Source organism: Deltaproteobacteria bacterium, assembly GCA_005879535.1.
GTDB lineage: Bacteria > Myxococcota > Myxococcia > Myxococcales > 40CM-4-68-19 > 40CM-4-68-19.
In genome coordinates this window covers 24,155-46,975 of record VBKI01000069.1, presented here as the reverse complement: position 1 = coordinate 46,975, position 22,821 = coordinate 24,155, and the positions used below count along the sequence as shown (strand labels likewise).

Here is a 22,821-nt window from a genome sequence, read left to right as displayed (position 1 = left end):
TTGGCTCTAGCCCTTATTGCGTCGCCTCTTGGCGGCGCCCGAGCCTTCCAGCGCGAGCTTCTTCAAGAGACCCTGAACATGGAGGCTCGCTGCCGTGAGCTTGTCGATCAAGGCAAACTGAGCAACAGCGCGGTTGTGTGCCTCATCGAGAAGTCGATTCAACAACTTGATCTCCGCGATCAATTCTTTTCGGTCCATGCGCCCTCGGTAGTCGCTCGCCCTTTCTTGTAGCCACGAACGGTCCTCGGTCAGACCTCCGCTCGCCAATCTAGAAGCACTCTGTCCCGAATCAACGACGAGCCGAGGCAGCCGCTCCCGATTCGCGCGCGGCGGGCGGGCCGCCGAGGATCGACCGGACCGCAGCGATCAAGGTCTCCAGATCCACCGGCTTCTCCAGTACGACGTCCGTCGGCAGCGAGCTCACCGTGTCAGGCGCCCCAGTGAGAAACAGAGCGCGGCCGACCGCCGGGCCGTACTTGCGCCGGAGGACGCGGACAAGCTCCGAGCCCGCGATGGTCCCGGCAAGGGACTCGTCGGTGATGATCAAGGCGGGCCGCAGCGCGTCGTAGATGCGCAAGGCATCCAAGCCGGTGTTTGCGGTATGGGAATCGAATCCGACTTCGCGGAGGAACTCCGCGATCATCTCGGCCGTATCCCTGTGGTCGTCGACCACCAGAACGATTTGCAGAGGATGCTGCATGCGCCCCCCAGCGCTCTGGCCATCCTATAACCAGTGTCTGCCGGCAGCGAAATGCGTGGCAGTACCGAGGAAAGGAAATGCCCTGTGCAAAGGCCTCGACGGCCCGCGTCTTGACAGCGCGCGCACCCAGGAGCAGCACGGCAGGGGCGCTTGGAAAGGGGATGAGCGCATGGCCCGCTATTTCTGGATCGTGGTGTTCGTGATCGGCGCGAGCTCGATCGCCGTCGCGGACGAGACCTGCAACTCGCCTTACGTCGGGAACCTGATCAAAGGACAAGAGGACTACGTGTACGTCTGGGCCCTGGGGATCGAGGGGCTCGGTGACGGGTCGGACAAGCTCGTCACCGTGGACGTCAATCCGCGGTCGAGCAGCTACGGCAAGGTCATCTCGAGCGCTTCGGTGGCTGCGCGCGGTGAAGCGCATCACATGGGCCTGACCGACGACCGGCGGTTCCTCTGGGCCGGTGGGCTCGATGACAGCAAGATCTACGTGTTCGACATCTCGAAGAATCCGGCGAAGCCGCGACTGGTGAAGACCATCTCCGATCTGCCGGCCAAGACCGGATATGTCGGGCCGCACACCTTCTATGCGCTGCCGGGGCGCATGCTGATCCAGGCGCTCTCCAACTCCAAGGATCAGGGCGGTGTGACGGGGATGGCGCTCTACAACAACAACGGCAAGCTGATCGCCAAGTACCCGATGCCGACCGAGGGAGGTGGGGACGGCTATGGCTACGACATCGCGATCAATCCCAAGAAGAACGTGATGCTCACCTCGAGCTTCACGGGACAGAAGAACTACATGATGGACTTCGGCACGCTGGTGAAAGACCAGGAGGCGATGAAGCACTTTGGAAGCACGATGGCCCTCTGGGACTTCAAGGCGATGAAACCGACGAAGATCCTCGCCGTGCCGGGAGCGCCCCTGGAGATCCGCTGGTCGCTCAATCCCCAGGACAACTGGGCCGTCACCGCCGCCGCGCTCACCTCCAAGCTCTGGCTCATCAAGCAGGATGCGAGCGGCAACTGGCAGGGGCAGGCCGTCGCCGACATCGGTGATCCGGCGAAGATCCCCTTGCCGGTGGACATCAGCATCAGCGCGGACGGAAAGGGGCTCTGGGTCAACACATTCATGGACGGCAAGACCCGGTACTTCGACCTCAGCAATCCGGAGAAGCCGGTCCAGGCCTACGAGAAGGCGACGGGGAAGCAGGTGAACATGATCTCGCAGAGCTGGGACGGCAAGCGCGTCTATATCACCTCGTCGCTGCTCGCGAACTGGGACAAGAAGGGCGCCGACAACGAGCAGTTCCTCCGCGGGTTCAAGTGGGACGGCAAGGAGCTGACCCAGGCGTTCGAAGTCGACTTCCTCCAGCAGAAGCTCGGGCGCGCCCACCACATGAAGCTCGGGTCGAAGGCGTTGAAGACGGCATTCGACTCCCAATGATGAAGACACCAGGCCCCCTGGCTCTGCTGCTTGCCTCGGCGGCGGCGCTGGCGCAGGACTTCGCGCCTCCTGCGCCGGGTACGTACAAGCTGCAGCACATCATCTCCGCGCCTGCGGGGACAGTCCTCGATGCGCAAGGCAAGGCCCGGCCGTTCTCGCAGTTCACCACCGGCAAGGTGACGGTCCTGAGCCTCATCTACACGAAGTGCACCGACGGGATGGGCTGTCCGCTCGCAACGCATCGAATGAAAGAGCTGAAGGAGCGCATCGACGAGCAGCCCGGATTGGTTCCGGAGCTGCGCTTCGTCAGCCTCAGCTTCGATCCGGATCACGACACCCCCGCGGTCATGCGCGCGTACCGCCGCGGATTCGTGTCGGGCGGCGGCGGAGTGCCATGGCACTTCCTCACCACCCGCTCGCGCAGCGAGACCGAGCCGCTCCTGCGCGGCCTCGGTCAGGATGTGTGGATGCCGCGCGCGGGCACCGGCTCGCTCTCGCACGTGCTGAAGGTGTTCCTCATCGATCGGCGCGGCTCGGTGCGGGAGATCTACAGCACGTCGTTTCTGCAGACGCAGGTCTTGCTCAACGACATCAAGACGCTACTGCTCGAAGACCGGGCCCAGGGTTAGTTTCGAGCGAACCAGCGCGCCACCACGGGGGCCGCGAGGCAGCCGCTGCCGATCGCCGCATATGCGACGACCCAGGCCGTGGTGCTCGCGGCGCCACCCGCGACGTCGAGCGCAGCGCCGAAGATCACCGGACCGAGCATCCCGCCGCCGAATCCGGCGAGCGAATAGAGGCCCATCGCCGAGCCGCGCAGCTCCGGCGGAGACGCCGCGACGAGCCCCGCCGTGAGCGTCGCCGACTCCGCCATCACCATCATCGAGTACGCCGCCAGGATCGCCAGCACCACGATCCAGTGCCAGCGGGCCGAAAACCCGAGCACGATTCCGCTTGCGCCCGACGCGGCCATCGCCAGCAGGATCCATTTGCGGCGACCCACCTGCAGCGCGATCTCGTTTCCCGCGATCGACGCCGGCACCGCCATGAGATTGACGACGGCGGCGATCGACTGGGCGCTCCAGGGAAATCCTGGCCCGCCCGCGCGCAAGCCGGCGCAGAAGGTGAGGAAAGCGACCATCCAGCTGCGGGACCCGAACAGCTCCAGGCAATGCACCGCATAGCCGACGATGTACCCGGCCACCTCTCGCTGCCGCAGGATGGGTCCCCACGAGGCAAACGGGATCAACGCCATCGATCGCCCCGGCGCTCCCGCCTGCTGGAGCGGAGTCAGGAGCGCGACCACCAGAGTGCCGGCGATCAGCGGTCCCACGGCGGCGACCAGGAACGCCGCCTTCCAGCCGGCGCGCGATGCGACGGCGCCCGCCAGCGCCAGCGACAGCGCCGTTCCGAGGCCGAAGGACGCCGTGTAGAAGGCGATGGATCGGCTCTGCTTCGATCCGGAGATCCGGTCCGAGAGCAGCCGCAGCCCGGGCATGTACGTGCCGGCGATCCCGACGCCCAGCAGCGCCTGGAAAAGGAGCGCGCTGGCAAATCCTCTCGCGAGCCACCCGAAACCCGCGCTGGCGGCGGCAGCGACGAGACTGCCCACGGCGTAGACCCTCCGCCCATCGCCCCGATCCGTCAGCGCGGTCCAGTACGAGACCGAGGCGATGTACCCGCCAAAGAACACCCCGCCCACGATGCCCGCCTGCGCGTTGCTGAGCGACCACTCGTCGCGAAGCTGCGGGAGCAGCGCCGCGAACGTGGAGAACCCGAGCATCGAGCAGACGTGCGCGGCGATCAGGATCGGAACGGTACGCATCCCCTCGCGCAGGAGATCAGCGGCTGCGTGACGGCTGGACTGTTTCGTTCCAGGTCCGCTCGATGATCTTCTTCGTCAGGCTCACCGCGATGGTGGTCCCCACGGCGGCGACGATCTTCTCCCAGACCGGCGCGTCGCCGCGCGCCACCTTGTGCGGCTCGTCCACCGCGCGCCCGATGGCAATCCGCAGCCGCTTCGCCTTCTGGGGGATCTCCTCCCGCTTGTGCGAGCGGTAGATCGCGAACCCGACTCCTCCCAGCAGCAGCACCACCACCGCGCCGGCACCGATGAAGACCACCGGATGCTTGCGCATCTGCAGCTTCACGTTCATCAGCTCGTGGCGGCGCCGATCCAACTCCGCCAGCGAGCGGTCGAGGCGCGTGCGCAGCTGCTCGATATCGCGCTCGATCTCCCGTGGAGCGCGCTCCTGAGCAGCGGACGCCGCGCCGTTCCCCTCTTTCACGCCAGACGTTCCTTCGCCCACAGTGCGTCCTCCTTGAGGCTGCGCCGCGTCGCCTCCAGCGGCTTCTTGACCCGCTTTCCCCACCCGACCAGGCCGGCCACCGTCCCTACCGCGAGCACCACGCCGGCGACGATCAGCGCCGCCGCCCACTCCGGAATGACGTTCCCGAGAGCGAGCGCGATGGCGACGAGCATCAGGCTCACCGCCCAGATCGCGCAGAGGCCGGCCACGCCGAGCCCCTTCACCATCGCCACTTCCTTCTTCACGTCGGCGCGCAGCTCGGACTTGGCCAGCTCGATCTCTTTCTTGGCGAGCTGGGTCGCGTTTTCGATCACGTGCCCGATCAGCTCGCGGTTCGACATCCCCTCGACCGACATGGGAACCGTTGTCTGCAACCCCTGTCGTCGTGCGGGGAGCTTCTCGATGTTGCGCGGCGCAGGCAGCGCCTTCTCGTCCGCCATGTCCCTCTCCTCCACTCGTTGTGCGTGCTCGAGCAGCGGCTCGTCGCCGTGCACGGCGCGGTCCACCTGCAGGAGCAGGCGGTAGATGATCTGCCACTCGTCCCAGGGCAGGTTGAGGCGCGACAGCTGCGCCGAGAGCTCCGTCACGCGATGCTCGAGCACGTCGGATCGCTCGTGCGCGTCCGGCTGCTCGAGGTAGATGGCCCATACCCGCTTCGCGTGCCACTCCAGCTCGCGCGCGCCCGCGTCGAAGGTCTGGATGATCGGCCGCGGTCCGTACACCTCCGTGCAGAGGGCCCGCGCCTGGCCGACCAACACGGGGACGCCGCGCAGGATGGTCTCGTTGGGCAGGACCGTCAGCTCGAGCTGCGGATTGCGCCGGTATTCGACGTGCTCGCTGGCCATCGCCGCGAACGGGCGCCCGCCGATCTTGAGCAGGATCTTCGCCGGTGCCGTCTGGTACCAGGGCGCCTTCGCCGAGCGCAGCGCGATGCCGTGACGCTCCAGCGTGTCGGCCAAGGCCGCCATCGTCAGCGCCGTGATCCCTTTGTCCATCACTGCCGGAATGCGCACGATCTCGCGGCGGCGGATCACCGTGGCAATGCGCAGGATCGGCGCGACCACCAGCATGAGCAGGAAGGCGCAGGCGAGCGCGAGCGTGACCGGAAAGCCGCGCAGGAACTTCTTCCAGCCCGGCTCCGGCATCGTCTCCTGCGAGCCGCGCTTCGCCACCACGCTGCCGACGACGATGGGCACCAGGACGGCGAGCGCGATCCAGATCAGTCGCAGCCAGAAGCTCGGCACCGACTTGCCCATCGGAACGAATGCGACGATGAGCAGCGCGATCTTGGGAACGATCACGCCGAGCAGCAGGATGGGCCATGCCGCGGCAGCCGCGACCACCGCCGAAAGCAGCGTTTGTTCCTTCGCGGAGGTGGTGCCGAACAATGCCAGGACGGCCCAGCCGAAGATGGCGTTCAGAGCCTTGCCCGCCGACTTGCCCAGATAGCTGATCAGCGCCTGCAGGATGGCCACGCTGAAAAACTAGGGCGTGTCAACGCGGTTAGGCAGGCTGCCCGGCCGCTCCCCGCGTCTCAGAACAGACCGGTGTTGTACCCCATCGAGGCGTGCAGGACGACGTCCAGCACCAGGTCCGTCCGGCCGTCCGTCGTCCCGCTGATCAGGAGGTAGAACTTGCCGCCATCGTGCAGGCGCTCGAGGAGGAAGGCGTCGAGCGCCGGGTTGCCGCTGATGCGGCGGTGCTCGTTCTTCACGGCCTGAAAGGCCTGTAGATCGCCTATCTTCACTTCAGTCGAGGCATCGTCGAGGACCTTACGGAGCGAGACTGTGCCGAAAAGCATCGTGGCCAGGTTGTTGGCCGTATTGACCGACGTGACGGTGACGTCCACGGATTCCATATCGAGGCTTTGGATATCGCTCTGGTGCGCGCGGACGTCGCTATTGCTGCCGAGGTCGACCAGCGTCCACTGCGAGACGGGCCCGGCACCCCCGGTCTGGAGCGCCAGCCCGGGCTGGTCCATGTCGAAGCTCAGGTTCACTACGCACGCGACGAGCGCGGCCAGGCACACTGCGGCGAGCGCAAGTCGTGGAACGACGCGGCGGCCCATGCTTCTCCCCTCGGACTCGCGACAGCTTGCCACAGGGGAGCGCGGCGACCAAAGTCCAGGGACCATGCCCATTTGGAGGTCAACGTCGCTGCCGGACTCCAGACCGCTCCAGGGAACGCAGTCGGGCACACCCCGACCCCCACCGCTTGCCCGGCGGCTCGACTCCGCGGCTGATTGCCGCACCGCCGGACACCAGCCGTTCCCACTCGACTGGAGCGGCCAGCACGCTTGACTTGGACCCCTTCGGCCGTAGACTCTGCCCCTCGAAATTCGCGGGTTTTTCGAGGAGCGGATGCCCTTCCATTTCGCCAACGTTCTGCTTTTCTCCGCCACGGCGGTCCTGTTCGTCCTCGGCTCGCTGGTCGCTGGGCGCTTCCTGCGCCCGCATGCGCCCACGCGAGAGAAGTCGATGATCTATGAGTGCGGCGAAAAGCCCATCGGCCACGCCTGGTTCAATTTCAATCCGCGCTTCTACCTGATCGCGCTGGTGTTCGTGATCTTCGAGGTGGAGATCGCGTTCATGTTCCCCGTGGCGTCGGTCTACAAGGCGTTCATCGAGAAGGGCCAGGGGCTGCTCGCCTTCATCGAGATCTTCGTCTTCGTCGCCATCCTGGCCGTGGGCCTCGCCTACGTGTGGGCCATGGGCGATCTGGAGTGGGTGAAGGGGCTGAAGCAGGACGTGCTGCAGTCGATCCGGGACCAGAAGCAGAAGCCCCTCCAGGGCAAAGACGAAAAGAAGGCGGCGTAGAGATGGCCAGGGATTACCAGCAGGACTTCGGTTCCATCATCACCAGCAAGACCTCGTTCATCGACGAGATCATCAACCTGGCGCGCAAGAGCAGCATCTTCTACCTGCTCTTCGGGCTCGCCTGCTGCGGGATCGAGCTGATGCAGACCGGCGGTCCGCGGGCGGACATCGACCGATTCGGATCCGTCCCCCGGGCGACGCCGCGCCAGAGCGACCTGATGATCGTCGCCGGAACCCTGACCTACAAGATGGCCGAGCGCTGCCGCCTGCTCTACGAGCAGATGGCCGAGCCGAAGTACGTCATCTCCATGGGCTCCTGCGCCTCCTGCGGCGGCCTCTTCCAGTACGCCTACTCGGTCTGCAAGGGCGTCGACAAGCTCGTGCCGGTGGACATCTACGTACCCGGCTGCCCGCCCCGTCCCGAGGCGCTGACCGAAGGCCTGATGCGGGTGCAGGACAAGATCGTCCGCGAGCGGTGGTTCAGCGCGCGCCAGAAGGTCGGCCAGGGTCAGCCCTCCCTGGGCGTCGACTACAAGGTGACCGCCTAGATGACGTTCGAAGAGATTCAGCAGCGCCTCGCCGGCAAGTTCGGTGAGCGCATTGGCGCACTTTCCCCCGCGAACAAGGACCCGTTCCTCGTGGTGCAGGCGGCGGACATCGTGGAGATCTGCCGGTACGCGAAGGAGGACGAGGCCCTGGCCTTCGACTGCCTGATGAACCTCTCCACCATCGACTGGCCGAAGAGGAACCAGATCGAGGTCGTCTACCACCTCTGGAGCTACCGGAGGAGGCACGCCTTCGTCCTCAAGGTGCAGCTCGATCGGGCAAAGCCGGAGATCGCCAGCATCGAATCGCTCTGGAAGTCCGCCGACTGGCTCGAGCGCGAGCAGTACGACCTGATGGGGGTCCAGTTCACCGGACATCCCGACCTGCGCCGGATCATGATGCCGGACGACTGGGTGGGAAACCCGCTGCGGAAGGACTACGCGGAGCAGGCGCAGTGGCACAACATCACCACCACGCGCGACAACTCGCTGGAAGGCTACGTCCGCCTCGACGAGCTGAAGAAGAAGGCCGCTGAAGCCGCCGCGGCCTCGAAGAAGGAGCTGCCGCAGTGAGCAAGCCCCTCGAAGTCCCCACGATGGACATGGAGAACAAGGAGGTTCTCCGCCGCATCGAGATCAGCGGGGACATGCTGCTCAACATGGGGCCGCAGCATCCGAGCACCCACGGCGTGATCAACTTCCTCGTCCAGACCGATGGCGAGGTGATGAAGCGCGCCATCCCCGAGGTCGGGTACCTGCACCGCAGCCTGGAGAAGATCGGCGAGCGCTGCACGTACAACGGATACATGCCCTACACCGACCGCGTCGACTACATCGCCGCCATGTTCGCCAATCAGGGCTGGGCCATGGCGGTGGAACGCCTGCTCGGCATGCAGATCCCCAGGCGCGCCGAGTATTGCCGGGTGATCGCCTGCGAGCTGAACCGCATCTCCAGCCACCTGATCTCCGTCGGCACCATGGCGATGGACATCGGCGCGGTGACGCCCTTCCCGTACGCGCTGCGCGAGCGCGAGTTCATCAACGATCTGCTCGAGGAGCTTTGTGGCGCGCGGCTGACCTACAACTACCTGCGCATCGGGGGGGTCGCCTTCGACCTGCCCAGCGGGTACGAGGACAAGGTCTCGACCTTCCTCGACCACTTCGAGAAGATCCTCGACGAGTTCAACCGGCTGATCACCTACAACGAGATCTTCATCAAGCGGCTGGCGCATCTCGCGCCCATCCCCGCTCAGATGGCCATCGACTACTGCCTGGTGGGTCCCAACCTGCGCGCGTGCGGTCTGAGCTTCGACGTGCGCAAGGCCCTGCCCTACTCGGTCTATCCGGACTTCCAGTTCGACGTGCCGGTGGGCAAGGGCGAAGTCGGAACGATGGGCGATGCCTGGGACCGCTTCTGGTGCCGCGTGGAGGAGATGCGCCAGAGCTGCCGCATCCTCCGCCAGGCGCTGGCCCAGCTCCCCAAGGACAGCCAGATCATGGGGAAGGTGCCGCGCAAGATCAAAATCCCGGAGGGCACCGAGGCGTACAGCCGCATCGAGAGCGCGCGCGGCGACATGCAGTACTACGTGGTCGCCGGCCCGGGCGAGAACGCGCACCGGGTGAAGATCCGGACCGGCAGCTTCACCGCCATGGGCATCATCGACGCGCTCTCCCGCGGCCTGATGATCGCCGACCTGGTGGCGCTGATCGCTTCCCTCGACGTCGTCGCACCGGAGATCGATCGCTAGATGCAGGGGTTCATCGACAACCTGATCCGCGGGTGGGGATACGACCCCGCGACCTGGCCCTGGACGCAGTTCGTCTACGTCGGCTTCATGGGGCTGTTCTCGTTCATCGTGATCAACTTCGCCGCCATCACCGGCGGGATCTTCTCCTGGGCCGAGCGGCGCATCGCCGCTCGGATGCAGAGCCGCGTAGGACCGAACCGCGTCGGCCCGGCCGGGTTCCTGCAGTGGATCGCGGACGCGGTGAAGTTGCTCTTCAAGGAAGACCTGATCCCGGCCGAAGCGGACAACGTGCTCTTCCGGGCGGCGCCCTACTTCATGATGGTCGGGTTCGCCTGCGTGTTCGTGGCGCTGCCCTTCAGCCACCGGCTGGTCATCGCCGACATGAACATCGGGATCTTCTACATCCTCGCCGTCACCGCGCTGATCGTGGTGGGGATCATCATGTCGGGCTGGAGCTCCAACTCGAAGTGGAGCCTCTTCGGCGCCATCCGCAGCGCCGCGCAGATCATCTCCTACGAGATCCCCGCCGGGATGGCGCTGATGATCCCGGTGCTGCTCGCGGGCACCATGTCCACGCAGGGCATCATCCGCGCCCAGGGGCCTTGGCCCTGGCAGTGGTTCATCTTCGACAACCCGGCCGCGACCGCCGGCTTTTTCATCTTCTTCATCAGCGCGCTGGCGGAGGGCAACCGGACGCCGTTCGACCTGCCGGAGGCCGAATCGGAGCTGGTCTCCGGCTACAACACCGAGTACTCGGGGATGCGGTTCTCCTACTTCTTCCTCGTGGAGTGGGGAAACCTCTGGGTGATGTCGGCGCTGGCCGTCACCATGTTCATGGGCGGCTGGCAGGTGCCGTTCTTCCCCGCCGAGCGGCTCGACGCGCTCACCGGCTGGACGGCCTTCTTCGCCGAGGTGGCCTCGGTCCTGGTGTTTGCCGGCAAGACGCTGTTCTTCGTCTTCGTGGTGATGTGGCTGCGCTGGACGTTGCCGCGCATCCGCGTCGATCAGATGATGAACATGTGCTGGAAGTACCTGGTGCCGGCCAGCTTCGTCGGGGTGCTCTTCGTGGCCGGGTGGATGCTGATCGTCCGGGCCGCGCCGGCCGTCGGAATGGCCATGCACTTCCTGCTCGCGGGAGCGGCGGCGGTGGCCGTGATCATGTTCGTCCAGCGCGTGGCCCACAACCTTCGCGACACCGGCGACAAGTTCGACTTCACCTCCAACTGGTGACCCGAGATGGCTGAGACCCTGCTCCCTCCCCCACAGACTCCCGGCGCCCTCGGCGCGTACGTGAAGAACGTCCGCGACACGGCGAAGAGCTTCTGGGAGGGCATGAGCGTCACGCTCAGCTACATGTTCCGGAAGCCGATCACCTCGCAGTACCCGGACCGGATGTCGGTGCCCGTGCACCATACGATCCCGGCGCGCTACCGCGGTTTCCTGGAAGTGGACATGGACATCTGCACGGCGTGCCAGGCCTGCGAGCGCGCGTGCCCGATTCAGGTCATCAACATCGACATCCTCAAGGGCGACGGAAAGATTACGCCCAAGCTCCGGATGGAGCGGTTCGACATCGACATCGGCAAGTGCATGTACTGCGGGCTCTGCGTCGAGCCCTGTCCGACCGGCGCCATCCAGCACACGCGCGAGTTCGAAGGCGCGGTGATGCACTTCAACAACCTCACGCTGCGCTTCGTGCCCGATCCGCTGGTGCCGGCGGTTCCCTACAAGCCGCCGAAAGGCGCGGAGGCCTTTCCGCGCCAGCAGCTCGGGGAGATCACCCGCAAGCTGATCAAGGCCTGGGATGCTCCGCCGCCCCCGTTTCCCTCGAAGGAGGAGACGGCGAAGGCCGATCACGGCAAGCCCAAGGCTGCGGGGCTGGATGTGGCCGCGATGGGCCGCCAGCTCGCCGCGCGCGCCCTGCAGGTCAAGGAAGACAAGCCGAAGCTGCAGAAAGTGCTCGAAGAGGCGATGGCCGGCACCGACTGCGGCGATTGCGGCTATCCGGACTGCTTCGGGTATTCCAACGCGATCGCGCAGGGCAAGGACACCAGCACCGAGAAGTGCGCGCCGGGCGGGGCCGACTCCAAAGCGATGCTGGAGACCATTCTCGTCTCGCTGAAGACAGGGGTCGTTCCGGGCGCCGCCGAGCCAAAGCACGAGGCGCCGGCGCCTGCGCCCGGCAGTGCAAAGGAGCCCGAGAAGCCTAAAGGGCCGCCGCTGGCGCAGACCTTGCCGAAGGACGAGCTTTACAAAGTGGTGCTCGACGCGATGGCCGGCACGGACTGCGGCGACTGCGAATATCCGGACTGCGACGGCTACACGAAGGGCATCGTCTACGAGGGCCAGACCGACCTGGGCCGCTGCGCTCCCGGCGGCGAGGATACCCGCGCCAAGCTGTACGAAATCATGCTAGGCACCAAGCCGCCGCCAAAGTAGAGTGCACCGCGCTCTCGGGCGGAGGATCATCTTGCCGGAAGTTCCCTCGCATTTACGCGCAGTTCTCGTGCGTCTCGGCGTGCTTGCGGCGGGGCTTGCAGGGATCGTCGGCGTAGCCGTACTGAACCGATTCGCGCACCTCGGCCTCGCACCCACCCTGCTGCTCGAGTACGTCGCCGTCACCTGCGTGATCTGGGGGCTGAACGGGTTCCTCTTCCGCACCGTTCCGCTTTCCGGGCTCTCGCTGCTGGTGTTCTCCGCCGCGGCGTTCGGCGTCCTGTTCCTCGTCGCGTACTTCGTCGGCGCCATCGTCGCGCCGCTGCTCTTCGACGCCGCCGGGCAGTTCATCGGGCTGGTGCACCTGACGGATTTTCTCTTCTACGCCTTCGCCTTGATGACCATCGCCGGCGCGGCGGGATGCGCATTCTCGCGCAACATCATCTACTCCGCCTGGGCGCTGCTCTTCGCCTTCCTCGGCGTCGCCGGCCTCTACGTCTTCCTCGGGGCCGACTTTCCCGCGGTGGCGCAGGTCCTGATCTACGTCGGCGGGATCCTGGTGCTGATCCTCTTCGCCATCATGCTCACCAAGCAGATCGGCGGCGACCCGAGTCTGACCAACGCGCACCTCGGGCTGCCGATCGGCGCTGCGCTGGCGGCCGCGACCGTCGGCACCCTCGCGTACATGGCGGTGATGACCCCCTGGAAGGAGGCGCCCTCGCGGTCCTACGAGCCGGTGAGCGCGGCGCTGGGCACGGCCTTCCTCACCGACTTCCTTTTGCCGTTCGAGGTCGCCTCGGTGGTGCTGCTCGCGGCGCTGGTCGGCGCGGTGATCATCGCGCGCAAGGAAATCAAGGAACAATCCGACGCGGTCCTCGAATGACGAGCATCGGTCTACCTCACTTTCTCATCGTCGGCGCCGTCCTCTTCGCCCTGGGGATGGTGACCGTGGTCACGCGCCGCAACGCCGTCGGCATCCTGATGGGCGTCGAGCTGATCCTCAACGCCGCCAACGTGAACTTCATCGCCTTCAACCACTACGTGGAAGGGCCCGGCAAGATCACAGGGCAGGTGTTCTCCATCTTCGTGATCGTGCTGGCGGCGGCGGAAGCGGCCATCGGCCTCGCCATCGTTTTGGCCATCTACCAGACCTTCCGCACCATCGACGTGCAGGAAACCGATCTGCTCCGCGAGTAGCCCAAGCGACCATGGAACACAAGGAAGCGATCGCGAACGCGGTTCAGGTCGGCTGGCTCTGGCTGATCCCGGCCTTTCCGCTGCTCGGGACCGCGCTCAACGCCTTCCTCGGGGCGCGGCTGCAGAAAAAGTTTGGCAAGGGCGCCGTCCACGCCATCGCGGTCGGGGCCATGGTGCTCTCCTGCGTGGTCGCGGAAGTGGCGTTCTGGAAGATGGTCTTCGCTCACCCACACGAGCGCTTCTTCGAGGACCACCTCTGGACGATGTGGCAGTCGGGGGCGCTGAAGGCCGACCTCAGCTTCGGCCTCGATCCTCTCGGCATGTTGATGACGATGATCGTCACCCACGTGGCGACGCTCATCCACGTCTACTCCGTCGGCTACATGGCGGACGAACCGGCCTACTGGCGGTTCTTCATGTGGCTGAACTTGTTCGTCTTCTCGATGCTGCTCCTGGTGATGGGTTCTAATTTTCTGGTGATGTTCTTCGGCTGGGAAGGCGTAGGCCTTTGTAGTTGGGGCCTGATCGCCTTCTGGTACGAGGACATCGAGAAGGCGAAGGCAGGCATGAAGGCCTTCGTGGTGAACCGGTTCGGCGATTTCGGCTTCATCATCGGTCTCTTCATCCTCTTCTGGTCGCTCTCGGGCACATGGGCCCATGGGACCAACAAGTACGTGCCCGAGAAGGGCCTGAGCGGAGCCGTGCGCGGAGTCGCTCCCGTCCTGCCCAGGACGGCGCCGAGCGGCGTGAAGCTCGGGCCGACGGTCGAGTTCCGCGAGCTGCGCAACCAGATCGCCGACGAGTCCAGCGGGATGGCCGAGCGCCTCAAGAAGATGACCTTCTGGGGCTTCCCGGTCCTGGCCGTGGTCTGCATCCTGTTCTTCGTCGGGGCGGCGGGAAAGAGCGCCCAGATCCCCCTGTACGTCTGGCTCCCCGACGCGATGGCCGGGCCGACTCCGGTCTCCGCCCTCATCCACGCGGCGACGATGGTGACGGCGGGCGTCTACATGGTGGCGCGGCTCAACTTCCTCTTCGCCCTCAGCCCGCCGGCGATGACGGTGGTGGCGACGGTCGGCTGCCTGACGGCGCTCTTCGCCGCGTCGATCGGCTTCTTCCAGTACGACATCAAGAAGGTGCTCGCCTACAGCACCGTCTCGCAGCTCGGGTTCATGTTCATCGGCGTGGGAGTCGGAGCGTACTGGGCCGGCGTCTTCCACCTGATGACGCACGCGTTCTTCAAGGCCTGCCTCTTCCTCGCATCCGGTTCGGTCATCCTCGCCTGCCACCACGAGCAGGACATGCGCAAGATGGGCGGGCTGCGCGAGTACACGCCGATTACGCGCTGGACCTACCTCGCCGCCTGCCTTGCCATCGCCGGTTTCCCGGTGGCGAGCGGCTTCTACTCGAAGGACGAGATCCTCTGGAAAGCCTTCACCGCCCGCGGCCTGATGGCCGAATGGCTCGGGCCGGCGATCTGGCTGGTGGGAACGGTCGCCGCGCTGGGGACCAGCTTCTACATGTTCCGCTCGTACTTCATGACCTTCACCGGTTCGTACCGGGGCGGCGAAGGACACGAGGACAAGGAGCGGCTCGAGGACCCGCACGCGATGTCCGCGCATCTCCACGCCGGCGCTGCCGACGCCGCGCCGAGCCACGGCGCCGCGGTCGCGCAGGTGCAGGCGACCGACGCGCCGCACCAGCACGATGCGAGCCACGGCGCCGCGGCGGTGCACGACGATCACGGCCACCACGGCGGAGGTCTCCCTCAGGAATCGCCGAAGACGATGACGTACGTGCTCATCGCCCTGGCGGCGGGGGCGGTGCTGGCGGGCTTCATCTTCGGCTGGCCATCGGCCTGGGGCGGCCATGAGCCGCTGCTCGAGCAGTGGCTCTCGCCCAGCCTGCCCGCGGCCGAGCTGGTGCCATTTGCGCACGCGTCGCATTCGACCGAGCTGCTCTTCCAGCTCATCGGCGGGGTCGTGGTGGCAGGCGGCGGTTTCGTCTTCGCGTACCTGCTCTACAACGACAACAAGAGCAGCATCCCGGCGCGCCTGAAGGCGACGTTCCCGCGCGCCTGGGGGCTCGTCTACAACAAGTACTACGTCGACGAGCTGTACCAGGTGACGATCGTGCGCGGCGCCCTGCTCTTCTCCCGCGCCATGTACTGGGTGGACCAGAACCTGATCGACGGGCTCGTCAATCTGATGGGCCTCCTCGGCCGTTCCGTCGCCTACGTCGACGCGGGAATCGACAAGTACATCGTCGACGGCGCCGTGAACGGCCTCGCCTCGCTCACCTGGAACAGCGGCCGCGCGCTGCGGCGCATCCAGACCGGCCACATCCAGGCCTACCTCTACGGCGCTCTCGGCGGCGCCATCGCGTTCGTCATCATCCAGTACGTCATTCGGTAACCCGACATGAACCTTCCGACTACCTCCGCGCTGCTCACCTCGATCACCTTCATGCCGCTCCTCGGAGCGGCTCTGATCCTCCCGGTGCTCGGGCTGCGCGCGAGCGGGGCGCTGTCAAAGGGGGCCTCGGACCAGGCCTGCCGCGTGATCACCTTCGTCGCCTCCGGGCTGACGCTTCTGCTCGCGCTCCTGCTCTGGAAGCTGTACGACCCCTCGAATCCGGGGCTGCAGTTCGTCCAGCACGTGCGCTGGATCCCCGCCTACAACATCGAATACTTCGTCGGCGTCGACGGCATCTCCATCACGCTGGTGATCCTCTCGGCGCTGATCAGCTTCATCGCCACCATCGCGTCCATGCCGTGGTGGCCGGGCAACGCGCACCTCGACGAGCACCACTTTACGCAGCACGGAGTGCCCGGCTACATGGCGCTGCTGCTCATCCTGCAGACCGGGATGATCGGCGTGTTCGTCGCCATGGACATGTTCCTCTTCTACGTCTTCTGGGAAGTGATGCTGCTGCCGATGTACTTCCTGATCGGCATCTGGGGCGGCTCCAACAAGGAGTACGCGGCGATCAAGTTCTTCCTCTATACCCTCGCCGGCTCGGTGCTGATCCTCCTCGCCGTCATCGGCCTCTACTACAACGGGCCCACCGAATTGCTCGACGGCCGCACCGTCCACACGTTCAACATGGTGAAGATGGCCCAGTGGGGCCGGGCCGGCGGATACCTCTCCGCGCCGCTCGTGCTGGGGATGTCCTTCATCAAGGTCACGTGGGTGGCGCTGTTCATCGGGTTCGCGGTGAAGATCCCGATGTTCCCCTTCCATACCTGGCTCCCCGACGCGCACGTGGAAGCGCCGACGCCCATCTCGGTGATCCTCGCCGGGGTGCTCCTCAAGATGGGCATCTACGGCATCCTCCGCTTCAACTTCGCCATCCTGCCGCAGGCGACGAAATGGGCCTCGTACGCGATGGCCGTGTTCGGCACCATCAACATCGTCTACGCCGCGTTCGTCTGCCTGGCGCAGAAGGACCTGAAGCGGATGATCGCCTACTCCTCCGTCTCGCACATGGGCTTCTGCCTGTTGGGGATGAGCGCCTTCACCCAGCAGGGAATCGACGGAGCGGTGCTCAACCTGTGGACGCACGGGCTGATCAGCCCGATGCTGTTCCTCATCGTCGGCGTGATCTACGACCGCGCCCACCACCGCAACATCGAAGGGTTCGGCGGTCTGGCCAAGCAGGTGCCCGAGTACGCCGGCCTGCTCGGCCTGGCGTTCTTTGCCTCGCTCGGGCTACCGGGACTATGCGGCTTCGTCAGCGAGTTCACCGTCTTCCTCGGATCGCTGTCCACCTGGCAGACGCTGACCATCATCTCGGCGCTCTCGGTGATCATCACCGCGGCGTACTACCTCTGGGCGATCCAGCGAATGATGCTGGGCCAGCTCAACCCGGCCTACACCTCGCTGCCCGACGTGAACTGGCGCGAGCGGCTCACCCTCTATCCGCTGGGCGCCCTGATCATCCTCTTCGGCTTCTACCCCGCTGCGATCATCAACCTGATCCAGGGGTCGCTCCGCACCCTGCTGGTTCCGCTGCAATAGGTCATGGACAACCTCCACTCGCTGCGTTTCTTCTGGCCCGAGAGCGTCCTCACCGTCGCGGTGCTGGCGATGCTCGTGCAGGACCTGATCGTCCGGCGCAGCAAGTGGCGGGTTCCGTCGCTGGTCGTGGGTGCCCTGTTCTGGCTGGCGCTCACCGGGGTCGCGACGGCGGTCACTCCGCGAGGAGATGTGCCGCTCTTCGGCGGCCTGCTCCAGCACGATCCGCTGCGGATGTTCTTCGCCTGGCTCTTTCTCGGAGCGGCAGTGCTGACGGTGATCATCGTTCCCAAGAGCGCGCAGATCTCGGTGGCGCGGATGGGGGAGTTCATTGCCCTGCTCTTCGCGCTGTTGCTCGGCATGTTCCTGATGGCGAGCTCTACCGATCTGCTGATGATCTACCTGTCGGTCGAAACGGTCTCACTGGTCAGCTACGTCCTCACCAGCTTCCGGCGCGCCGACCGCAAGGCCAACGAGGCCGCACTCAAGTACGTCATCTACGGCGGCGTCGCCTCGGGCGTCATGCTCTACGGGATGAGCATCCTCTACGGGCTCTTCGCGACCACGCGCGTGACCGGAGCGGGCGGAATCGGCTCGCAGCTCGCCGACGTCACCAGCCGCCTCTTCATGGCGCAGACGTTCGGCGGACAGCCGGCAGCGCAGCTCGCTCTGGTCGTGGCGGTGGTCTTCGTCCTCGCCGGCGTGGGGTACAAGATCGCGAGCGTCCCGTTCCACATGTGGTGCCCGGACGTGTACGAGGGAGCACCCACGCCCTTCACGGCGTTCCTCTCCGTGGGACCGAAGGCCGCTGGCTTCGCGGTGGCCATCCGCTTCTTCTTCGCCGCCTTCGAGCGCCAGATGCCGGGCGGAGGATACGCGCCGATCACCGATCTTCCCTGGCCCGCGATCATCGGGATCATCTCCGCCATCACGATGACGCTGGGGAACCTCACCGCCATCGTGCAGAACAACCTGAAGCGGATGCTGGCCTACAGCTCCATCGCCCACGCCGGCTATCTGCTGATGGGCCTCGCCGCCGCGAGCACGGCCGGCGTGCAGAGCATCCTCGTCTACCTGATGGTCTACGTGCTGATGAATGTTGGCGCGTTCCTGGTGATCATCGTGGTGGCGCGCGTGACCGGCGGCGAGGACATCGGCGATTTCCGCGGCCTGGGGAGCAAGGCCCCCATCGCGGCGCTCGCGCTGACCGTCTTCCTCTTCAGCCTCACCGGCATTCCGCCGTTCGCGGGCTTCGCCGGCAAGTACCTCATCTTCGCCGCCCTCGTGCAGCGCGGTGGGTTCTGGAACGTGCTGCTGGCGGTGATCGGCGTGGTGAACAGCGCGGTCTCGCTCTTCTATTACGCGCGCATCATCAAGGCGATGTACCTCGAAGAAGCCGTGGACGAGCGGCCGCTCGCGGTGCCTGCGGTGTACACTGGCCTGCTCGTCGCCCTGGCAGTGCCCGTCCTCGTCCTCGGGATTTACTGGGCGCCATTGGTCCGGTGGGCGGCCGGTGCCTTTGGCAGCGGAAATTTGTCGTAATTATATACTTTTGGAAAGATTTACCGCCGGAATCGCGACGGCAGGTGAAAATCGGCACCTTTTCCGGTGAACCAGACCGCTGGGCTGCACTTTTTTCGGTCTTATCCGGCGGCGAACGGATCGGAATTGCCGTCCGCTGAGAGGAGAACGGGCTGGTGGCGGCCTTCTTGCACAACGAGCCCTCGTTGTGCGAGCGACTGTCTGGAGCGACTGGCTGACGGACTCCTTCTTCCGGGTACGGGCATCGCCCGCCGCCTCAGAGAAGCTGAGCCAGCTATCGCGTGAAATGCAGCAGCGATTGCGCCAGATGATCGAAGAGATCACCGAACTGGCAGATCTGACGCCCGCGAATACGGGCACGACGTGGGTGGCGGCGGGAGCGCCGCAGCTGCTCACGCTGCAGCTCGGGCGCGTGTGCGTGCGCTACTCGATTTCCGAGGACACGCGAACGCTCTCCATCGAGCACGTCATCGTGCTCGAGGAGGACGACGACCTTCTGGTGCGTAGCGCCTAGCCCGATCTTCCAGCGCGGCAAACCTTTCTGGCGACAGCGTTCGATCCCCGAGATGTCGATCCGGCTGAACGCCGGGGCCGTGATAGTCGCTGCCGGCGGTGACCACCAGGCCGAGCTCTTCCGCCCACCGCACGAACGCCTCCGCCTGGTTCGGCGGATGCTCGGGGTGCCACGCCTCCACGCCGTCGAGGCCTTCGCCGACGAGCGCCCGCAGCTCCTGCCGCGAGATTCCGTTCGCGCCGGGATGCGCGATGGTCGCGGTGCCCGCGGCGTCGTGGACGAGGCGGATCGCCTCGGGGACCGGTAGGCGGCGGCGATCGACCCAGAGAGAACCGTTGGTGTGCAGAAAGCGGTCGAACGCATCCTTGATGCTCTCCGCATGTCCGCAGTCGACCAGCGCCCGGGCGAGATGCGGGCGCCCGAGGTTCTCGCCGCCGCTCGCGGCGATCACGCGGTCCATGGTGACGCCGGAAAAGCCCATCCCCTGGGCAAGGCCGACCATGCGCTCCATGCGTTCGCGCCGCTCCGCCAGCATGTCGGTCGCGAGCCGACCGAGAGCCTGCGATTCGAAGTCGATCAGATGACCGAGGACGTGGACCTCGCGCCCGTGCAGCTCGCATGAGAGCTCGATGCCGGGGACGAGCCGCACGCCGACCGCTTCTGACGCATCGCGACATTCCCCCAGCCCGTAAACGGTGTCGTGGTCGGTGACGGCCAGGACCGTCACTCCCGCCGCCTTCGCTTCCGCGAAGAGCTCGGCGGGCGAGCGATCGCCATCGCTGTGCAGGGTATGGGAGTGAAGGTCGATCACTCTGTTGACGCTCCTTTGCCTCGCTGGTTATCTCCCTACCATGCAGCATGTCCTGCAGATCAGCCGCAAGATCGACTACGGCTTGCGGGCGATGATCCACCTCGCCGGGCTACCGGCGGCGAAGATCGCGTCGCTGCAGGATCTTTCCGTGACGCTGCACATTCCCCGCGAGTTCCTTGCCAAGATCCTCAACGTCCTGACGGGGAAGGGCCTCGTCCGATCGAGCCGCGGCGCTCACGGCGGGTACCAGCTCGCGCGGCCTGCCCGGGACATCTCCTTCCTCGAGGTCATCGAGGCGGTGGAGGGGCCGGTGCAGCTCAACGTCTGCCTCGACCACAAGGACCGCTGCGACGTGAGCGCAGGCTGCACGATGTACCAGATCTGGAAGGTGGGGCAGGATCGGATGCTGGAAGTGTACCGGCGCACGTCGCTGGCGCAGCTCGCTTCCGAGCCGGCGGACCCGGTGCCCATCTCGCTCGGAATTCCCGCGAGGGGCTAAAAAGCCTTCAGCGCGAGATCGAGCGCCTTGGCGTGCGCGTTCCAGTGCATGGCGCTGCGCGCGTCCTTCGCTGACGCCCAGCGGTACCCGACGTGCTCGTCGGAGAGTGCCGGCGCAGCATCCTCTGCGACGCGGAGGAGAAAGGCACGCTCCTCGAACATCGCCTTCCTGCCGCGGTACCGGTGCGCGTATCCCAGATCGACGAGCTCGCCGCGCAGGCCGGTCTCTTCAAGCGATTCGCGGGCCGCGCAGTCCGCCGCGGTCTCGCCCGGATCGGCCTTTCCGGTGACGGGATGCTCGCCGCCGCCCCGATGCGGCGGCCGCTCGAGGAGCAGGATGGAAGGTCCGGAAGGTCCGGAACGCAGAATCCACACCAGCGCTTTGAGCCGCACCCGCGGCGATTGTACCGACAAATCTGTGGTAGATGGGCGGCGCCATGGAGAAGCTGCAGCTCGACCTCGAGGGCCCGGACCCTCGCCGCGGCCTCTCCGGCATGGCCAAGGGGCTGATCGGATCGGAGATCCTCCGCATCGCCTCGGAGATCCGCACCGCGATCACCGCCGGGCAGAAGATCGCCAACTTCACCGTCGGAGATTTCTCCTCGCGGGAGTTCCCCATTCCCGACTGCCTCCGCGACGGAACCCTGCGCGCGCTGGCCGCGGGCGAGACGAACTACCCTCCCAGCGATGGCGTCCTGCGCCTGCGGGAGGCCGTGCGCGAGTTCTGGCGCGAGCGGCTGCAGATCGAGGTGCCGCTGGAGAGCATCGTGATCGCAGGAGGCTCGCGGCCGGTGATCTACGCCACCTACCGCGCGTTGGTGGAGCCGGGCGATACCGTCGTGTACCCGGTGCCGAGCTGGAACAACAACCATTACTGCCACCTGGTGGGCGCGAGGGGCGTGCCGCTGGAGACGGCGCCCGAGCACGGCTTTCTTCCCACGGCCGCGTCGCTGAAGCCGGTGCTGAAGACGGCGCGCCTGATCGCGTTGAACACCCCGCTCAATCCCGCCGGCACGGTCCTCTCGCCGGAAGAGGTGGTCCGCATCAGCGAGGTGGTGGTGGACGAGAACCGCCGGCGCGATCGCGCGGGCGAAAAGCCGCTCTATCTTCTCTACGATCAGGTCTATTGGATGCTGACCTTCGGCAGCGCCCGCCACGAGATTCCCGTGCGCGCGCTCCCGGAGGTGGCCCGATACACGGTGTTCGTCGACGGCATCTCCAAGGCGTTCGCCGCCACCGGAGTGCGAGTGGGGTGGTGCATCGGGCCCCGGGCTGTGATCGGCGCCATCCGCGACATCCTCGGCCACGTCGGGGCCTGGGCGCCGCGCGCCGAGCAGGTGGCCACGGCGGAGCTGTTGCGCGACCACGCCGCGATGGACGCCTACCTTCGCGAGCACAAGGGCAGGCTCCAGCAGCGCCTCGACCGGCTCCACGAGGGGTTTTCACGCATGACCGCATCGGGGTTGCCGGTGCGCGACATCCCTCCGCAGGGGGCGATCTACCTCTCGGTCCAGTTCGATCTGATCGGGAAGCGCGGGTTCCGCACCAACGATCAGGTCCGCAAGTACCTGCTCGAGGAAGCCGGGTTCGCGGTGGTGCCGTTCCAGGCGTTCGGCCTGAGCGGCGAGAACGGCTGGTTCCGCCTCAGCGTGGGAGCGGTCTCGATGCGCGACATCGACGCCGCGCTACCCCGCGTGGAGACTGCCCTCAGAAAAGCAGTGGGCTGAGCGCTGCAGGGGGACCGCGGCCGGGTCCGGCGCTTGCGACGCCGTCCCGGCGGCGGTTACGAGGAGGCTCCACCGCACACCGGGACGGCGCCCGGGGACGCCTGCGAAATGCAGCCGTTACCGTTTCGTGTCCGAGCTGCTGCCGCTCGTGTCGCTCGAGGGGGGCGTCGAGCTCGGGCTGGTCGGAGTGGTCGGGCTGGTCGGGGCGCCCGGGCTGGTCGCCGGAGTGCCGGTGCCCGTGGTCATGTCGCTGCCTGCATCCGCGCCGCGCGCCCTCGGCAAGGTTTCGCCGCGGCGGCCCTCAGGGCTCGTCGTCTTCGTGCCGCCTCCGCCGGTATCCTTGCAGGCGCCCACGCTGGCGAGCATCGCGGCCGCGGAAGCGAAAGTGATCCATTTCCGAAGCGTCATCGGGTTGTCTCCTCTGGATGTCCGAAGGGAAGCTGGGTGCCGCATCCGACCCTCGCAAGCGCGGAGCGCCCGGGAGCCGGCCGCCCGTGCGGGCGCAAAGGTGCGGTATG

Annotated in this window: 25 protein-coding genes; 16 read left to right on the top strand and 9 right to left on the bottom strand. The window is 66.2% G+C overall.

Annotated features, from left to right (window positions below; all coding sequences use genetic code 11):
- Positions 1 to 6 precede the first annotated feature (6 nt).
- Both E6J58_15305 and E6J58_15300 read right to left on the bottom strand, forming a co-directional pair.
- Positions 7 to 198, bottom strand: coding sequence for a hypothetical protein (locus E6J58_15305; protein ID TMB35916.1), 192 nt, complete (start codon positions 196 to 198; stop codon positions 7 to 9).
- Positions 199 to 289: 91 nt separating this feature from the next.
- Positions 290 to 700: a response regulator gene (locus E6J58_15300; GenBank protein ID TMB35915.1), complete on the bottom strand. Its 411-nt coding sequence runs from the start codon at positions 698 to 700 to the stop codon at positions 290 to 292.
- 169 nt (positions 701 to 869) lie between these two features.
- Between E6J58_15300 and E6J58_15295 the strand changes: the two genes are divergently transcribed.
- Positions 870 to 2,147, top strand: coding sequence for a selenium-binding protein (locus E6J58_15295; protein ID TMB35914.1), 1,278 nt, complete (start codon positions 870 to 872; stop codon positions 2,145 to 2,147).
- Positions 2,144 to 2,776, top strand: a complete 633-nt coding sequence (locus E6J58_15290) for an SCO family protein (protein TMB35913.1) — start codon at positions 2,144 to 2,146, stop codon at positions 2,774 to 2,776. Before E6J58_15295 ends, E6J58_15290 begins: the two co-directional genes overlap by 4 nt.
- Here E6J58_15290 and E6J58_15285 read toward each other — a convergent pair.
- The 4 genes from E6J58_15285 to E6J58_15270 all read right to left on the bottom strand — a co-directional run bounded on the left by E6J58_15285 (position 2,773) and on the right by E6J58_15270 (position 6,524).
- The gene (locus tag E6J58_15285; GenBank protein ID TMB35912.1) at positions 2,773 to 3,972 is read right to left on the bottom strand and encodes an MFS transporter; all 1,200 of its coding nucleotides are present in this window, start codon (positions 3,970 to 3,972) and stop codon (positions 2,773 to 2,775) included. The genes E6J58_15290 and E6J58_15285 overlap by 4 nt on opposite strands.
- 16 nt (positions 3,973 to 3,988) lie before the next feature.
- On the bottom strand, positions 3,989 to 4,435 hold the full coding sequence (locus E6J58_15280; protein TMB35911.1) for a hypothetical protein: 447 nt from the start codon (positions 4,433 to 4,435) through the stop codon (positions 3,989 to 3,991).
- On the bottom strand, positions 4,432 to 4,812 hold the full coding sequence (locus tag E6J58_15275; GenBank protein ID TMB35932.1) for a phage holin family protein: 381 nt from the start codon (positions 4,810 to 4,812) through the stop codon (positions 4,432 to 4,434). Before E6J58_15275 ends, E6J58_15280 begins: the two co-directional genes overlap by 4 nt.
- A gap of 1,178 nt (positions 4,813 to 5,990) precedes the next feature.
- Positions 5,991 to 6,524 (bottom strand): hypothetical protein, encoded by a 534-nt coding sequence (locus tag E6J58_15270; GenBank protein ID TMB35910.1) that lies wholly within the window; start codon positions 6,522 to 6,524, stop codon positions 5,991 to 5,993.
- 292 nt (positions 6,525 to 6,816) lie between these two features.
- Between E6J58_15270 and E6J58_15265 the strand changes: the two genes are divergently transcribed.
- The 12 genes from E6J58_15265 to E6J58_15210 all read left to right on the top strand — a co-directional run bounded on the left by E6J58_15265 (position 6,817) and on the right by E6J58_15210 (position 19,267).
- The gene (locus E6J58_15265; GenBank protein TMB35909.1) at positions 6,817 to 7,272 is read left to right on the top strand and encodes an NADH-quinone oxidoreductase subunit A; all 456 of its coding nucleotides are present in this window, start codon (positions 6,817 to 6,819) and stop codon (positions 7,270 to 7,272) included.
- A gap of 2 nt (positions 7,273 to 7,274) precedes the next feature.
- Positions 7,275 to 7,820, top strand: a complete 546-nt coding sequence (locus E6J58_15260) for an NADH-quinone oxidoreductase subunit B (protein ID TMB35908.1) — start codon at positions 7,275 to 7,277, stop codon at positions 7,818 to 7,820.
- The gene (locus E6J58_15255; GenBank protein ID TMB35907.1) at positions 7,821 to 8,390 is read left to right on the top strand and encodes an NADH-quinone oxidoreductase subunit C; all 570 of its coding nucleotides are present in this window, start codon (positions 7,821 to 7,823) and stop codon (positions 8,388 to 8,390) included.
- A 29-nt stretch (positions 8,391 to 8,419) separates the two neighbouring features.
- Positions 8,420 to 9,565, top strand: a complete 1,146-nt coding sequence (locus E6J58_15250) for an NADH-quinone oxidoreductase subunit D (protein TMB35931.1) — start codon at positions 8,420 to 8,422, stop codon at positions 9,563 to 9,565.
- Positions 9,566 to 10,795 carry an NADH-quinone oxidoreductase subunit NuoH gene (gene nuoH / locus E6J58_15245; GenBank protein TMB35906.1) on the top strand — a complete coding sequence of 410 codons (1,230 nt, stop codon included), beginning with the start codon at positions 9,566 to 9,568 and terminating at the stop codon, positions 10,793 to 10,795.
- 6 nt (positions 10,796 to 10,801) lie between these two features.
- Entirely contained in the window at positions 10,802 to 12,004 is a 1,203-nt protein-coding gene (locus E6J58_15240; GenBank protein ID TMB35905.1) for a 4Fe-4S dicluster domain-containing protein, read from the top strand.
- Positions 12,005 to 12,071: 67 nt separating this feature from the next.
- Positions 12,072 to 12,884, top strand: a complete 813-nt coding sequence (locus tag E6J58_15235) for an NADH-quinone oxidoreductase subunit J (protein TMB35904.1) — start codon at positions 12,072 to 12,074, stop codon at positions 12,882 to 12,884.
- Entirely contained in the window at positions 12,881 to 13,198 is a 318-nt protein-coding gene (nuoK, locus tag E6J58_15230) for an NADH-quinone oxidoreductase subunit NuoK (GenBank protein TMB35903.1), read from the top strand. Before E6J58_15235 ends, nuoK begins: the two co-directional genes overlap by 4 nt.
- An 11-nt stretch (positions 13,199 to 13,209) precedes the next feature.
- Positions 13,210 to 15,609: an NADH-quinone oxidoreductase subunit L gene (nuoL, locus tag E6J58_15225; protein TMB35902.1), complete on the top strand. Its 2,400-nt coding sequence runs from the start codon at positions 13,210 to 13,212 to the stop codon at positions 15,607 to 15,609.
- A 6-nt stretch (positions 15,610 to 15,615) separates the two neighbouring features.
- The gene (locus E6J58_15220) at positions 15,616 to 17,214 is read left to right on the top strand and encodes an NADH-quinone oxidoreductase subunit M (protein ID TMB35901.1); all 1,599 of its coding nucleotides are present in this window, start codon (positions 15,616 to 15,618) and stop codon (positions 17,212 to 17,214) included.
- A 3-nt stretch (positions 17,215 to 17,217) separates the two neighbouring features.
- Positions 17,218 to 18,753: an NADH-quinone oxidoreductase subunit N gene (locus E6J58_15215; GenBank protein TMB35900.1), complete on the top strand. Its 1,536-nt coding sequence runs from the start codon at positions 17,218 to 17,220 to the stop codon at positions 18,751 to 18,753.
- A gap of 286 nt (positions 18,754 to 19,039) precedes the next feature.
- A complete protein-coding gene (locus tag E6J58_15210; protein ID TMB35899.1) occupies positions 19,040 to 19,267 on the top strand; it encodes a hypothetical protein in 228 nt (75 codons plus the stop codon).
- Here E6J58_15210 and E6J58_15205 read toward each other — a convergent pair.
- Positions 19,221 to 20,078: a PHP domain-containing protein gene (locus tag E6J58_15205; protein ID TMB35898.1), complete on the bottom strand. Its 858-nt coding sequence runs from the start codon at positions 20,076 to 20,078 to the stop codon at positions 19,221 to 19,223. The genes E6J58_15210 and E6J58_15205 overlap by 47 nt on opposite strands.
- A 40-nt stretch (positions 20,079 to 20,118) precedes the next feature.
- Here E6J58_15205 and E6J58_15200 point away from each other — a divergent pair, with 40 nt between their 5' ends.
- Positions 20,119 to 20,577, top strand: coding sequence for an Rrf2 family transcriptional regulator (locus E6J58_15200; protein ID TMB35897.1), 459 nt, complete (start codon positions 20,119 to 20,121; stop codon positions 20,575 to 20,577).
- Here the strand turns inward: E6J58_15200 and E6J58_15195 are convergent.
- Positions 20,574 to 21,092 (bottom strand): NUDIX domain-containing protein, encoded by a 519-nt coding sequence (locus E6J58_15195; GenBank protein TMB35896.1) that lies wholly within the window; start codon positions 21,090 to 21,092, stop codon positions 20,574 to 20,576. The genes E6J58_15200 and E6J58_15195 overlap by 4 nt on opposite strands.
- Between E6J58_15195 and E6J58_15190 the strand changes: the two genes are divergently transcribed.
- Positions 21,014 to 22,303: an aminotransferase class I/II-fold pyridoxal phosphate-dependent enzyme gene (locus E6J58_15190; protein TMB35930.1), complete on the top strand. Its 1,290-nt coding sequence runs from the start codon at positions 21,014 to 21,016 to the stop codon at positions 22,301 to 22,303. The two genes, E6J58_15195 and E6J58_15190, sit on opposite strands and share 79 nt — an antisense overlap.
- A 117-nt stretch (positions 22,304 to 22,420) precedes the next feature.
- Here the strand turns inward: E6J58_15190 and E6J58_15185 are convergent, their stop codons facing one another.
- Positions 22,421 to 22,711, bottom strand: coding sequence for a hypothetical protein (locus E6J58_15185; protein TMB35895.1), 291 nt, complete (start codon positions 22,709 to 22,711; stop codon positions 22,421 to 22,423).
- Between the last annotated feature and the right edge of the window lie 110 nt (positions 22,712 to 22,821).